This window comes from Lacinutrix sp. MEBiC02404 (assembly GCF_053601575.1).
This window is the reverse complement of record NZ_JBSHNV010000168.1, coordinates 71,738-87,376: the sequence shown is the minus strand read 5'-3', so window position 1 is coordinate 87,376 and position 15,639 is coordinate 71,738. Positions and strand designations below refer to the sequence as shown.

Annotated in this window: 14 protein-coding genes; all 14 read right to left on the bottom strand. The window is 32.8% G+C overall.

Features of this window, described 5'->3' with window-relative positions; all coding sequences use genetic code 11:
- Positions 1-252: 252 nt before the first annotated feature.
- The gene (locus ACVCXO_RS09155; RefSeq protein WP_452229290.1) at positions 253-888 is read right to left on the bottom strand and encodes a DUF3575 domain-containing protein; all 636 of its coding nucleotides are present in this window, start codon (positions 886-888) and stop codon (positions 253-255) included.
- Positions 889-945: 57 nt separating this feature from the next.
- Entirely contained in the window at positions 946-3,303 is a 2,358-nt protein-coding gene (locus ACVCXO_RS09150) for a GumC family protein (protein ID WP_452229289.1), read from the bottom strand.
- A gap of 9 nt (positions 3,304-3,312) precedes the next feature.
- A complete protein-coding gene (locus ACVCXO_RS09145; RefSeq protein WP_452229288.1) occupies positions 3,313-4,092 on the bottom strand; it encodes a polysaccharide biosynthesis/export family protein in 780 nt (259 codons plus the stop codon).
- A 182-nt stretch (positions 4,093-4,274) separates the two neighbouring features.
- Positions 4,275-5,036: a glycosyltransferase family 2 protein gene (locus tag ACVCXO_RS09140; protein ID WP_452229287.1), complete on the bottom strand. Its 762-nt coding sequence runs from the start codon at positions 5,034-5,036 to the stop codon at positions 4,275-4,277.
- Positions 5,037-5,068: 32 nt separating this feature from the next.
- Positions 5,069-5,968, bottom strand: coding sequence for a glycosyltransferase family 2 protein (locus ACVCXO_RS09135; RefSeq protein ID WP_452229286.1), 900 nt, complete (start codon positions 5,966-5,968; stop codon positions 5,069-5,071).
- On the bottom strand, positions 5,961-6,515 hold the full coding sequence (locus ACVCXO_RS09130; RefSeq protein WP_452229285.1) for a putative colanic acid biosynthesis acetyltransferase: 555 nt from the start codon (positions 6,513-6,515) through the stop codon (positions 5,961-5,963). The genes ACVCXO_RS09135 and ACVCXO_RS09130 overlap by 8 nt, the downstream gene beginning before the upstream one ends.
- The gene (locus ACVCXO_RS09125) at positions 6,512-7,660 is read right to left on the bottom strand and encodes a glycosyltransferase (RefSeq protein WP_452229284.1); all 1,149 of its coding nucleotides are present in this window, start codon (positions 7,658-7,660) and stop codon (positions 6,512-6,514) included. Before ACVCXO_RS09125 ends, ACVCXO_RS09130 begins: the two co-directional genes overlap by 4 nt.
- Positions 7,661-7,705: 45 nt before the next feature.
- Entirely contained in the window at positions 7,706-8,926 is a 1,221-nt protein-coding gene (locus tag ACVCXO_RS09120; RefSeq protein ID WP_452229283.1) for a hypothetical protein, read from the bottom strand.
- Between the two features lie 147 nt (positions 8,927-9,073).
- Positions 9,074-10,210, bottom strand: a complete 1,137-nt coding sequence (locus tag ACVCXO_RS09115; RefSeq protein ID WP_452229282.1) for a glycosyltransferase — start codon at positions 10,208-10,210, stop codon at positions 9,074-9,076.
- Entirely contained in the window at positions 10,207-11,157 is a 951-nt protein-coding gene (locus ACVCXO_RS09110) for a glycosyltransferase family 2 protein (RefSeq protein WP_452229281.1), read from the bottom strand. The genes ACVCXO_RS09115 and ACVCXO_RS09110 overlap by 4 nt, the downstream gene beginning before the upstream one ends.
- Before the next feature lies 1 nt (position 11,158).
- Complete coding sequence (locus ACVCXO_RS09105) at positions 11,159-11,746, bottom strand: acyltransferase (protein WP_452229280.1); 588 nt, start codon at positions 11,744-11,746, stop codon at positions 11,159-11,161.
- Between the two features lie 9 nt (positions 11,747-11,755).
- Positions 11,756-13,120 (bottom strand): lipopolysaccharide biosynthesis protein, encoded by a 1,365-nt coding sequence (locus ACVCXO_RS09100; protein ID WP_452229279.1) that lies wholly within the window; start codon positions 13,118-13,120, stop codon positions 11,756-11,758.
- A gap of 83 nt (positions 13,121-13,203) precedes the next feature.
- A complete protein-coding gene (locus ACVCXO_RS09095) occupies positions 13,204-14,643 on the bottom strand; it encodes a nucleotide sugar dehydrogenase (RefSeq protein ID WP_452229278.1) in 1,440 nt (479 codons plus the stop codon).
- Positions 14,644-14,658: 15 nt separating this feature from the next.
- Positions 14,659-15,621, bottom strand: a complete 963-nt coding sequence (locus ACVCXO_RS09090) for a GDP-L-fucose synthase family protein (RefSeq protein ID WP_452229277.1) — start codon at positions 15,619-15,621, stop codon at positions 14,659-14,661.
- Positions 15,622-15,639 lie beyond the last annotated feature (18 nt).

The following is a 15,639-nucleotide window of genomic DNA, read 5'->3' as shown; positions in this document are numbered from 1 at the left end:
AAATCCTTGCTCGATTTCCATGACAACTTCTAACTTAAAAGAAAGAGAGTAATCCTTTTGAGTACGCTTGACGTAGTCCGTCTTTTCTATTGGTTTCATTACACTAAGGTTTTAGTGTATCGCTATTTCAGGACGTGACATCTAAATAAATAAAAAAAACGCTTCTTTTAGAAGCGTTTTTTTTATTTATTTTTAGCCTTCTCCAAATTTTTAAGAGATAATGGTTACTATTAGATTACGAGTCCATTTTTATTATTTTAACATATATATTAGCATAATACCGCCACGATACAACAATACTTCACCACTACCATTAAAGTCTCTATAATTTTCTTCATCAACATCTGTTCTAGTTAAACCCTCGTAACCTTTGTAATTGGTTTGTGATAAGCCACCTCCCAAAAATAATTCTAATCCCCAGCGTTCATTAAATTTTTTCTTGTATCCTGTAGTCAATCCATAAAATGTAGTTCTTCCAGAAGTATAGTTATCTTCTCCTAAATCTGGATACGTATCCGGATCTTGATAGTGATCATAAAGAATTAAACCCTTTGGTTTTTGTAACGTAAACATAGCAAAACCAACATGTGCTCCTATAAAAAAACTCCTTCTGTTTTCTTTAAAATAATAGCGATATTCAGGAAATACTTGAATAACCTGCAAGGGAACTCCTTGAAAACTATCCCAAAAAGCGCCTAAAACATCTAGTTGCGCACTAGAATGGTCACTTAAAGGTATTTCAATACCAAAATTAGGCATTAACAAAACTGCCGATGCCACATTAAACTTCACCTCTGTTTGTGCTTGTGTGCTAATACCAAACCATATGGTAAAAACAGTGATAATAAGACGTTGTTGTTTCAATATATTTTTATTAACACCCTTCATATTCCTCTTTAGCAGTTGGATTTTTTTTGCAGACTACGCATTGATAACTTTCCTTATTTACTTCCAGAATTGATACCAACTTTTTTTAGGTGCTTCGGCAGAATAACCATAACCGTAACCATAATTATAGCCATATCCATAAGATCCTTTATGATCGATATCGTTAATGATATATCCCATATTGTTTATCTTTTTCTGATCTACTAATTTTTTAGAATACTCTACAAGTGGTTTTTCTGTGATACCAGATCGCACGACGTAAGCAGTAAAATCCATATCATTAATAAAGGTTAATGTATCTGCAACTAACAAGGTTGGTGCTGTATCTATTATAATGTAATCGTATTGCAATCGTGCTTCTCTTATAAAGTCTTGAAAACGCGTACTAGATAATAACACTGTTGGCATTGGAGGAATTGGACCAGATAATAACAAATCAAAATCCTTGCTACCTGTATTCATATTCAATACCGCTTCATCCCACTTAAAGGTTGTATCACTTAAATAATTAGATAATCCTCCTGTATTTTTAGACTCATTAATTAGCGTATGTAATTGGGGATTTCTTAAATCTGCCCCAACCAATAGTACTTTCTTTTTTAGTGTAAAATAGGTTTTTGCAACATTAAATGCAACCGTTGTTTTACCTTCTCCTTTTACTGAGGATGTAATTCCAATAACCTGGCCTCCCAAACCTTGTTGCTTCCCTAGTGTAAAGTTTAAATTATTCACTAATGTTCTAAAGGCTTCTTCAGTTTGTGAGTTTCCAGAAGTTGTTTTCAACACCTCTTTTGCATTCGTAATTACAGGTATTTCACCTACAATAGGGTTATTCGCATTTATTGCTTCTACGTCTTTCCCTGTATAGATTTTTGTATTGGTTAAAAACTTTAAATATAACAAGCCAATTGGCAATCCTAATCCCATTAATAAAGCACCTAATAACACTATTTTACGTTTTGGCGCTACAGGAATCGAATTGGTAATGGCATAATCTATCACCTTAACATTGGCAGAGGTCACAGCCATAGTTATTGCTGCTTCTTCACGTTTTTGCAATAACAATACATACAAATTCTCTTTTAGTAATTGTTGACGCTCAATGCTTCGCAGTATTTTTTCTTTATTAGGCAATGTTTTGAAGGACTGTTGTGCAACACCTTGTGCCTGTTTGTTTTGTTTTAACGATTGTTCTAATTGGCTTCTGTAACCGACTAAAGAACTTCCAATATTATTATTAAGATCTACAATAGTTTGTTTTAATATTTTGACTTTAGGATTATTATCTCCAGCACTAGCTTTCCATTTATTGTATTCTAAAACCGCCGTATTATAATCACTTACTAAGGTGTTAACTGCACCACTATTTAAACCAATATTTGCTGGTAATAAACTCACATTTCCTGAATTCATCATACTTTTTGCTAACACATCCGCTAACAAAATTTGTGTTTCTACTTCAAATAATTGTTCCTCTTTAATCGATTTTTTTTCAATAACCGAAGCTGCATCTGCTTCAAAAATACTTAAGTTATTATTTTGCTTATAGCTTCCTTTAGCGCCTTCAATCGAATCTAACTCGGTTGTTAAGTATTTAAAACGTTCGTCTATAAAAGATATCGTGCGTTTGGATACTTCTTGCCTGTCCAATATCCCATCTGCCGTGTATGCTTCAATAAGCGTGTTTAAAATAGTTTGTGCTTGCACTTTATTGGTTGCTTTCAAGCTCAACACTAAAATATCACTGTTTTTACCATCTGGCGCGACGCTTATGTTTTTAACTAAATTTTGCGCCGCATTACTTTCGCTAGCAATAACAACCGTATATACTGGGTTTTCCCCAGGCATTATAGTTTCGGTATCTATTGGTGTTATTTTAAATGGAAAGCTTGTGGTAGGTGCATTAAAATAAAAGGTTGGTATTTCTATGGTTTCCTCTGTATCCATATTCATCAGCATATAACCTCTGGATAACACGGTGATTTTAAAATCCAGTAGTGCTTTTTCATTAACTAAATTTGGTACATATACCACTTTAAATGGAGCATCAAATACTGGTATTTGATTAAGAGGACCTTCTTTAAAGTAAGCGACTTGTAAATTTAATTGGTTTACAACTTGTCGATTTAAGCGAAACGATTGTAAAACCGCACGTTCGTTTTCTAGGTTTACATTCCCTTTACCTAACAGTTTATCTAAATCTAAGGCAAAATCTGTAGCCTCTTTATCCGTTAAAATCTTAACCTTTGCTGTGGTTGTATAACTATTTGGTGTGTACCGTAAATATAAAAATGCTACTACTACCGCTATAATGGCGCATAAAGCAATCCAACGCCAATATGCTAGATAACGGTTAACAATACCTTTAATATCTAATTGCTCGTCTTCTGAGTCGTATTCTAATTGCGTATTCATAAATAGGGATTATCTAGTCAGTAAAATAGTGGCACTTACCACTAAGGAAGCAATAGCAACAATAGTGGTAACATTACCTATATATCCTGCTGTTTTCACTTTAGCACGATTAGGTTGTACTACTAACACATCGTTAGGTTTTAGCATGTATTCTGCATCATCCATCCAATTGGCAGTGGTTAAATTCACATGCTTAATTTTACGGATGCCGTCTACTTCTCTAATAAGTAACAGATCGTCACGACGACCATTAATAGTTAAATCTCCTGCATAGCCTAAAGCTTGTGGCACGCTTAAGTATTGCTCTGTAAACGTGAATGTCCCTGGACTTTGAACCTCTCCTAATACGGTTACTTTTGCATTTAACAAACGTACGGTTACTATAGGATTACGTAAATGCCCTCCTGTTTCTAATTGATTACCTATAGCAGTCTCTAATTGACTATTGGTTAATTGTTTTGCGACCACTTTACCTAACACTGGTAAAGAGATGGTTCCATCTGGGTTTACTAAATACCCTTGCAGTTTTAGCATTTCTAAACTAGTATTAGACGCGGCATTAGTACTCGTGATACGATTATACGGAATGGCTGTTTCTGGAATAGCAGCACTTATGGTTACAGACAATATATCGTTAGGCTGAATAGTGTTTTCGCGATACTCGATTTTAGTTTCTTTGTAGGTATCGGCATCTTGAAAGTATAAAATTTCTTTATTACTCACACAACTACTGCAAAATACAGCACATAGGATTAGTAAAAGCCCTTTTAATTTTTGTGGTATACTCATGGGTAATGGTTTCTTTTTTTTTAGATTAAGTAATTTATTATTTGGGGGTACTTCTATTTTATGTTTTAAACCAACTTATAAAAAAGTATAAAACAATACGTTACACTTGAATTTGGCGGCAAAAATAGTAACTAAATAACACATAAACAGTCTTACTGTAAATAAATAGTAATAGTTTTCGTTTAGTCTTTCTTAAAAAACTGATTTAATTTAGACACATTTTTTTGTAATATGGTCCAAATCGAGCCTATGTTATTAGTGGTAATTGCTTTATAATCTTCTTTCGATTTTATAAGGATATTTTTTAGACTGCGGTTACTTGCGCCACCAGCTCTCATTTTTGTTATAACTTCTGGCAAGTAACTAAACGCCAAACTATCATCTTTAAACACGCGTAAAATAAAGTCGTAATCTGCTGCTATTTTGTAGGTTAAATTAAATCGGCCATGTTTTTTATACACGTCACGTTTTAAAAATAACGTAGGATGTGCGGGCATCCACCCTTTTTTAAGCAAGCGTTTTGTAAATACTTCACTTTTCCAATACCTAATCACCTTAGTAATGTCCGATTTATTAACATATTGTAAATCGCCGTACACACCATCCACGGTTTGGTTTTTAAAAATAGTCGCAATGGTCTCTAGGGTTTTTGGATTAGCTAGCAAGTCATCGGAATGCACAAAACCAATCACATCTCCGGTCGCCAAAGCTATTCCTTTATTCAAGGCATCATAAATTCCTTTATCGGGTTCAGATTGAATGACGATATTAGCGTTGGGCGCTTCCGATTGGATTTGTTTTACCGTAGCAATGGTATTATCTGTGGAGTTTCCGTCAATAATTACATACTCGATATTTGGATACGTTTGTGCCAATACAGACGCCATACAACTGGTTATAGTTGCACCACTGTTGTAGGTTGCTGTTATTATTGAAATTTTCATTTGAATTGTTTCTAAATCCGAAAGATTAAATCTTAAAGACTAATACTATACTGTTCTTTTAAATAGTTTTTTATTTTTATTGGGTCCGAACCACATGCTTTTTTAATTTCATAAATTTTAGCATCTACTAAAGTCCTGTACCACCAACCTTGTAAAAAGTGCCATAAAAACCCCTCTTTTCCTTCCAAAAATCCAAGTCGAAATATATAGCGATAAATAAAGTAAATAAATGCGCGTAAAAACAATGGTTTTTTAGAATAGCTCTTTTTTAAAGCTCTTTTATTTGAAGCTTGTTTACTTAAACTGCCTTCCGTTTTATTCGTTGGAATTAGATCCAATTCAATATCTAACAAATCAATTGCCTCTCTTATCGCATAACCAACATGCTTTTGTGTCCACCAACTAAGGTTATTTAAATTATCATCCGCAAAAGCTTCAGAAAAATCTATGGTTTGACCTTTTGACAATGCAATATGTTCATCCATCCAACGAGACTCCGATTTTGCTAAACCTGTTCTAAACAATCGTAATAACTTTATTACACCTGTACCTCGTTTTATGTGTCTGCCTAAAAAAACACGCTTTAAAGGCAACACAATACCGTTAATTGGCGTTTGAATGCTTAATAATTTGTTTTGAATTTCTTTTTGAAGCGCTTCCGTTAAATATTCATCAGCATCTAAACGTAAAACCCAATCTGTTGAGATATTTGCGTTTTCCAATGCCCAATTAAACTGAGTAGCATAATTAGTCCATATATTCTGAACAAACTGAACATTGTTTTTTACAGCAATTTGCTGCGTATTGTCTGTTGAAAAAGAATCCACAACTACAATATTTTGGCAAATATCTTTGACACTATCTATACAACGTTGTAAATGAATTTGCTCATTAAACGTTAATATTATAACTGTAATTGAAGCCTTACTCATTCTTTAGGGTTCTTTTTTTAATGAATTTTGCTGGATTACCGCCAACAATAGACCAAGGTTCAACATCCTTATACACTGAAGCTGTTGCACCAACTACAGCACCTTGACCGATAGTGACACCCATGCCGATAAAAGCAGCTGCACCAACCCAAGATTGGTCTTTTAAAATTATTGGGGCAACAATTAAAGGGTTATTTGATTTACTAATATCGTGCGATGCGGTACATAAATACGTTTTTTGCGACACCGTTGCATGCGCACCAATGGTAATTTTAGCAACATTGTAACAATCCACTTCTGGCGCTAAACACGCATATTCGTGCATTTCTAAATTCCAAGGTGCATAAATTTTAACAGAAGAATACACCACTGCTTTTGCGTGTACTTTTGCACCAAACAGACGTAATAAAAACAATTTCCAAGTATTACCAATACTGCGTGGTAATGGTCTTGCAAAAACAAACCAAACCATAGTCCACAACAACCGTGCTATTTGGTTTTTGCGACTTAAACTGTTTTTATATTGTGATAAATCTACTTTGCTCATAATACATCTATAAAATCAGGTGTTTCCCCTTTATTCAAAATCCAATCATACAACACTAACATTTGTTTTGCAACCGCTTGCATGCTATATTTTTGCTCAATTAATTGCCTACCATTTGCGCCCATTTGTTGCAATACTTCTGGTGGTTTTGCCATCATGGTATTAAGCGCATCCACTAATGGCGCAACACCAACATCAATCCATTGTCCACAATCGTGCGTGTTTAATTCTTGCCAAGGTGCGCCTTTTGTAGTAATTACAGGCGTATAACTGGCTAAAGCTTCTGCGATTACTATCCCAAAATTTTCGCTAAAGGTTGGCAATACAAAAACCGAAGCTTCTCTAAATACTTTTAATTTTTGGTCACCAAAAACAGGCGGTTTAATGCTAATTTGATTTTGTAAATTAGCAGCTTTTATTTTGTCTTTTAAGCTATTGATGTATGCTTGGTCACCATTACCGTAAATATCAATAACCCAATTTTGTTTTAATCCCGTGTGTACTTGTTGCCACGCTTCGATTAAATTCTCAATCCCTTTTTTTTTATGAATTCTGGACAAAAACAATAGTCTAAACGGTTGTTTGGCTTTGGTTGGTATTTGCTCCGGAAAATCCTCCAAATTAATACCATTGGGTATCATGGCTACAGGATTTTTTAAACCTAACGCTCTGATGCTATCCACTTCCATTGGTGCGGTAGCGTGTAAACAGGTGGCTTTTTCTAAATCTTTATACTGAAACAGCTGTAAGGCTATTTGCTTTTTTAATTTACCTTGCGTTAACGCCCAAGGCTCCAACATGCCTCTTGGAGTAATAATATACGGTATGTTTTTTTGACGTGCTATTTTAGCCATTTGATGCACTGGCATTTGCCACAAACCATGACCGTGCAATAAAGTAGCATCCGATTGCTTTAAACTATTTACTAAACTTTTAGAGCGTTGTAATTTCTCAAAAGCATGAAATCTAATTGCACTATTAACCGTATTAAAAGAGGTTGTAATTGGGGTTTCACTTTTTAAAGTGTCTAATCCAATAGCTAACGATTTATCAACACCTAACATGGCTGCAATTAAGTGTGTGACACTTCTTGCTGGTCCACCAGTTGTAATATCTATTGAGGTTATGACGTGATTAATTATCAAGATTTTGATTTTTGTTATTTACTGATTAATTGATTTAGAATAATTTTAAGAAATAAATTTTTGATTAAAAGCTAATGCATTTGTTATGGCTAAAAGCAAGATTAATTCAGTATATAAATAAACCCTAGCCAAATAAGCAATAAAACATATTATTAAAAGAAGCTGCATAGCATAAAAGTACTTGCTCTGAACAAAATTTAATTTACGCGAGACCGTTCTTAATTTCAAGAATATGTTACCTACCAATGAAAGAAAAATAATTGACCCAAAAAAGCCGTATTCCGAAATCAATTTTAAATATCCACTTTTGGATGAAAAAATACTGTCTTTCATATAATGCAAATACTCAACAGGGATAAAGCTATATGACAAATGATGAATATTACCTATCCCGGAACCAAAAAACAAATATTCTGGATAAGATTTAAAAAACAACAATATTGGTGCATCAAAATCTTCTTTAACGACATCACGATCCAAAATACGCTCTTGAAAAACTGTTAAAAGGATATCAAAATAATAAAAACAGAAAAACAAGACTGCGCAAAAACCAAATAGTATTAATACATTATTGCTTTTTAACTTTTTACCAATATTTTGCTTTGGAAACAAAGCATAAACGATAACTAAAATAAAAAACAAAACTAATGCACTAGTAGAAACTGTTGCAAATGCTAGGAATAAAAACAGATATTTTATGTAAACATCGTATTTAAAAAAAGAAATCTGATAACGATTAAATACGTGAATAACAAAAAAACCTAACACAAGAGATATTGAAAACCCTTTTGGCTCTCCACCGAGAGAACTGATTCTAAAAAAATTAGTGTCGGCAAAACCATATATTCCAGAACGTATATCTCCATAATTATCTATACTTAAAGGAAATAAATCTAAATTAAATACCAAATACACAACAAATTGCAACAAACCTAAAAATGATAACAAAAGCAAAGACGAAATATAGACTTTAAAACATTTTTTCAAATGTGATATGTTTTTTAAATATAGAACAGCAAGTGGCACTATACTAAAGTTTAAAAACAACAATATTAATTGAGAAAGAAAACGACCCTCTGAGCGAAAAAAACCACCAAGCTCCAAAAATGAATCAATAAAAAATAAACTAATTACTAATGTACTTAAAAAAGTATATAACAAAAAAAAGTTGAAATATTTAGAACCAAAATTAAACTCAATCTTTTTATTTTTTACAATTAAAAATGGAAGTGCACACAACATAACCACATTAATAATTTGACTCATAAATAAATTTAAACCAATATTATAATGCCAACTATGAAAAGGTATGACAAAAATATACACTTCAAATAGGCTATATCTGTTTTTAAATAATTGAATTATTAAAAATATTAAAACAAGAGCATAAACTAAATTTGAATAAAACATTTGCTATTTATTTAACCATAATGGATAAGGTTTTACATTGGTTTTATTTAACACGTGATTAATTATGTCAAGTAAATAATGTGCAGCACTATCGGGCGCTATTTTAGGCGCAAACAATTCCGCATTAGTCTTACTAACCTCTAAATTCTCAGTATTTAACTGATTTTTTAATACTTTCACTAATGAATTTAAATCACCACTTTTAAAAACACGACCAGCCTCACTATTCCTAATTAACTCACAAGCACCAATACCATCACTAACAATTACAGGAGTATGAGCTAATATGGCTTCGTTAATTCTAATACCCCAGGGCTCCTCATAACCAGGTGCTAAAAACAAATCGGCAGTTTTCTTTAAATGGTTTAATTTATCAGTATCTACTACACCAGTAAACTCGACTGCATCGTTAAGTCCCAAATTATTAGCCAAATCTTTAACCCGTTCTTCATCTGGTCCAAAACCTGTTATAAAACATTTAAAAGGTACATTAGATTTCTGCAACTCCGATAGCGCTTGAATCAATAAATATTGACCTTTATTTTTCGTAATATACCCAGTACTTAAAATTACTGGTATTTTATTCTTTGTTTTAGCATCAAAAACAAATCCATCATTTTCTGGAAAATAACCAAAAGGAAAAAATTGTTCTTTCTTCCATCCTAAATGCAAAAAGGGTTTTACATTATTACCTGATGCCCCTAAAACAAACAAGGCCTTTTTTGCTCTAAAACAAACTTTAAAAGGAGTTATTGTTCTAGTGTACAAAAATTTAAGAACTCTTTTAAATCCAACATAGGGATTATGATAAGCTTCCGAAATTATACCAAATGGAACATTTTTATTACGAGCTAAATCTATCCCAAAACGTATTTTATCAAATAAATATATACCATTAAACACATGTATATCATAATCGCTTAATATATGTTTGCTTACTTCTTCCTTCCATTCATCCTGAGGTAATACAATATACTTAGCTTTTCCAAAATCTGGTAATTTCCAACCTAATTGCTTTCTGCTTTCCGATAAATCTGTTTCAGAAATAAAAGTGACTTCCACTTTAGGAAAAGAAGCTAGTTGCCTTGCAACAGGCACTATTGATTTACAAGGTATATTCCACCATATAGCTATTTTCATTTCTTATTTTTTTTCATAAAATGATTAATAATTTTTTTTAAAGCTTTAGCCAAACTGGACAAAGCTATCTTTTTATCATATTTAAAAATAGCAGACAAAAAGTTACTAATGTTTGAGATTTTATAAGATTGTAATACATAGATTACATCTTGTGATAAATTATTTGTTTTCATTTGAAACAACCAATTAACCAATTCTTCTTTCTTAAATACATCAAGCTTTTGGGCGTAATTAGATAAACTATCGTACTTTATTAAATTAGCTAAAACTCCATCAGTATTACTATTATGACTTGCATTTGTATCATGTGAACGCCAAACTCCAGAAATTAAATTCAAATAACCAACTTGGTGATTAATAAAAAGCTTTCCTATGGATTCAAAATCAGAAGAAATAATATTTTTACTATAAAAGTCTAACTTTAATGCTAAGTCCCTCCTATAAATACATCCAAAATGACTGAACACAAAATTTATATTAAACCAATTGATAAAAATCTCATTCCCGTTCATAATTGTCTTTACGAAAGGTTTGTTCTTATTATCATAGGTTACAAATTTATCTAACGCTTTGTAATAATTTTGCCTATCAGCCAAAACACATGACATCTCGTTATTTTCTTTAAGCAACGATACTGCTTTAAATATAAAATCTGGATCAACTAACCAATCATCGCCATCCAAATTTAAAACAAACTCGCCCGAAGCATTATCATAAAGTAATTTTCTATAATTTTTAACTCTTCCTAAATTTTCTTTATGCCTTACATATTTTACTCTGCTGTCATATAAATACTTTTGTACAACTGCTTCTGTTTTATCAGTTGAACAATCATCACCAATAATAATTTCTAAATTAGTATATTTTTGCGCCAATACACTCTCAATAGCTATACCTATATAATCTTCTTGGTTATATGTAGGTATCATTACTGTTACTTTACCCATTCTATCCTTGTCTAATTTTTTTAATTTGTTTTGCAGGTACGCCTCCAAAAACAGTATACGGCGGTACATCCTTATTTACAACAGCCCCAGCAGCTATAACTGCTCCTTTACCAATTATTACTCCCGGCAATATTATCACTCCACATCCTATCCATACATCCTCGCATATTTTAATTGGGCTCGTAGTAGACCCTTGTTTTTTTATTGGTATTTGACGATTTGAAAACACATGATTTGCATCGCCAATATAACAATGTTGAGCGATTAAAACATTTTCGCCAATTTCAATTAACTGTAATGAATTAATAAAACTATACTCACCAATGGAACTGTTTTTTGCTAAAACGATTTTTCCAGTTTTAGTCTTTTTTATACCCGAATCTCTATCAAGGACACTAGCTCTAACAGCTTTAAGTATAACGCCAGTATACACAGACACATTTTCTTCTATTAATATGTTTTTTGGATTTAACATACTCACTCTAGGATAAATACGCACAAACCCTTTCGTTTTTAAACCTATAAGTTTCCATTTAATAAAATTAAAAGCAAATAAAATGACTCTTAAGAGTCTAAGATTTATAATCATATTAAAATATTAAGTATTCCAAATACCATTAGCAGTATTATTAATTATTTTTTTAAACTGTATTATTAGAAAAACACCAATAATTAGAATGGATATAATAGTCGCCAATACTACACCCGAAACACCAAGATTTGTATATTTTACGAATATAATTGAAAGAGGAATATTAACTAGAGCTGCAATTACATTACCTATTAATTGAATCTTCAACTTACCTATGCCATTTATAAAATGAGCAAAAATTGAAATAAAACAAAAAATGATGGTATAACTAGCCATAAATATTGAGAGTGAAATTGGTATTTCTATATTTACATCTATCCAGAATTTATAAATTACATCCGAAATTAACACCATAATAATTGCTAAAATTGCTAGAATTAAAGTAAACTTTAAAAGTTTTTTTATACTTCTTTTAATCCAATCCATATCTTTTTGAATGTACGCTTCAGTACAAGCACTTAAAAAAGGAGAAATAACAACTAAAAACAAAGTAAATATTACACTAAAATATTTGTAGACAATATTATATTCTGTTACAGTTTCTGGTCCAAGTAAATTAGTAATAATTAGGTTATCAGATTGAAGTATGACGATTACCGATAATTGTATTAAAAAAAAGGTAACGCCTAATCTTCCTATTTTTTTGAGATAACCAAATTTCACAAAACTGAATGAAGGTCTTAAATTTTTAAATTTACCAAAATATACAATTAAACTAATGATGAAAAAGGCTATTACTGGCCCTAATGAATACAAATAAGAATAATTAAGCAGCGAGTTTTCAGTATTAATATTTAGTAAAACAAAAATACCAAACAAAGATAATATTGCCCCAAGCAGTGTAATTAATTGCGCTATTGATGGCCACTGCAAAGCTTCAAATATCGCAGTAATTGGTTTAAGTATAAACTGTATAATAAAGGCTCCAAAAACAACGAAAATCACTAATCTAATAGACTCGTTGGCTATTTTATCTGAATTTAATAGTTCACTCCAGTCAATGTAAAAAATAAGCGGAGTAAATACCAATACTAATATAAAAGCTAAAAAAAATAGAAACGCATATGTTGTACTAACATAATATTTACCTTCATCCAAATTATTTTTAGCCTTAATCTCTGCTAAACAATTTCGTAGTCCTTTAGAAAAACCTAAATCAAATACATTTGACCACGATATTAATCCTGAAATTACAATCCAAATACCATAATTCTCTTTTCCAAGATATTTTATTGAAATAGATAAAGTCGCGAAGACAACTAACATACTGAAACCTTTTATAATAAAAAGATACAGTATATTCTTCTTCGCTAAAATGGATCTTTTATGACCTTGATTTAAGAATTGTTTTATATTCTTAACTAAAAACATTAATCATTTTTATAAGTACCTCTTCTTCATTAAAAAAATAAAACTCATTCATAAGTATTGCACAAAGCTTAAACAAAATTCTACTAATTCCCAATCACTTTCACTTGAAACCCTATAGTTTCTAGTGCTTGTTTATCTAATACGTTTCGTCCATCAAAAACAAACGCGGGTTTGCTCATGCTATCATAAATGCGTTGCCAGTCGTAGGTTTTAAACGCGTCCCACTCCGTTAACACTGCTATAGCGTGTGCATCTTTAACTGCATTATATGGATTATTTTGAGTATTTAAAAAGGCACTATTTTGGGTTTCGGTTCTGGTATTTAAGTAATTAATATCGGATTGCATTTGTGTGGCAGTCACTTTAGGATCGTACACGCTAATATTGGCTTGCTCGTCTATTAATCTATCTGCGACGTATATTGCTGCAGACTCTCTGGTATCATTAGTATCTTTTTTAAACGCCCAGCCTAAAAAGGCTATTTTTTTGCCGGATACGGTATTATATAAGGTAGAAACAATGTTTTTTGCAAAGCGGTTACGTTGGTGATTATTCATTATAATAACCTGCTCCCAATAGTTTGCCACTTCCTGCAAGCCTAAAGATTTAGAAATATACACTAGGTTTAAAATGTCTTTTTGAAAACAAGACCCTCCAAAACCTACGGAGGCTTTTAAAAATTTTGATCCTATACGCGAGTCCATCCCAATGGCTTTGGCGACTTCTTCTACATTAGCCTCTGTAGCTTCGCATAACTCCGAAATGGCATTTATAGACGATACCCGTTGTGCTAAAAAGGCGTTAGCTACTAATTTAGATAGCTCAGACGACCATATATTGGTGGTTAATATTTGTGCTTTTGGTACCCAACTAGCATACACGTCTACTAGGGCTTGCATAGCTTGTTGTCCTTCTTGGCTTTGGTCTCCACCAATTAATACGCGATCTGGATTTGCCAAATCGGTCATTGCGGTACCTTCTGCTAGAAATTCTGGGTTGGATAATATTTGAAATTTGACTCCGTTTCCGGTATTGTCTAAAATACTTTTTATGGCTTGTGCTGTTTTTACTGGTAGGGTTGATTTTTCGACTACAATTTTATCTGTAGTTGCAACCTTTGCAATTTGTCTGGCGCACAGCTCGATATATTTTAAGTCTGCTGCCATCCCTTTCCCTTCGCCATAGGTTTTGGTTGGTGTGTTTACGGATATAAATATCATGTCTGCTTGGTCTATTGCGGTTTCGACATCAGTCGAAAAAAACAAATTACGCCCTCTGGCTTCTTTAACGACTTGGTCTAAACCGGGTTCGAAAATTGGTAGTTTGCTTAGGTCCGCATCATTCCAGTCTGCAATACGTTGTGCATTTAGATCTACAACGGTGACCTTAATATCTGGATTTTTTTGTGCCATTACCGCCATAGTTGGTCCTCCAACATAGCCTGCGCCAATACAACAGATGGACTTTACTTTTTTATAATCGGACACCTGCGTTTGTGCGGTGTTATTGGATTGTGTGTGCATTACTAGTTTTGTATGTTATAACTTAACTTGTTTGTAAGTGGATGCGTTGTCTAAAAACCATTGGTAGGTTTTGTTTATACCGTCTTCTAAATCTACGCTATACTGCCATCCGGCTTGTTTTAATTTAGAAACATCCATTAATTTACGTGGTGTCCCATCGGGTTTACTGCTGTCCCAAATAATGTCTCCAGTATGTCCAACTGCTTTTTGTATGGTTTGCGCCAATTGCTTTATGGTAATATCTGTACCGGTACCAACATTGTATAAATGGTCTGATAGCGTGTTTTGCATTGCAAATAGTACGGCTTGTGCCAGATCGTCCACAAACAAAAATTCGCGCATTGGTGTCCCGCTTCCCCAAAGGGTTACTGGTGCGTTGTTATTATTTTTTGCGTCATGAAATTTACGAATCATGGCTGGTAATACGTGTGATGATTTTAAATCAAAATTATCGTTTGTACCATATAAATTGGTTGGCATTAGGCTTACAAAATCCTTTTGGTATTGGTTTTTGATATGCTGACAGAGTTTGACACCTGCAATTTTTGCTATGGCGTACCCTTCGTTAGTTGGCTCTAATGGTCCTGTTAGCAAGCTGTCTTCGTGCAATGGTTGTGCTGCTAATTTTGGATAGATACACGAGCTGCCCAAAAATAGTAACTTTTTAGCGTTGTTACGATGGGCTGCGTCTATTATGTTATTCTGAATTTGTAGATTTTCTAACAAAAACTGGTATTGAAATTGACTATTTGCCAGGATTCCGCCCACTTTTGCTGCTGCTACAATTACTACATCTGGTGTTGTGCTGGCCATAAATTGGTTGACTGCGTCTTGATTACGTAGGTCCAATTGTTTACTAGTTTTACCAATTAGCGTGGTGTAACCTGCTGCAGTTAAGGCGCGCCAAATGGCCGAACCTACCATACCTTTATGTCCTGCAATATATATTTTTGCGTCTTTTGGAAGCGTACTTGTCATGTGTTTTTTTTTTGAAGG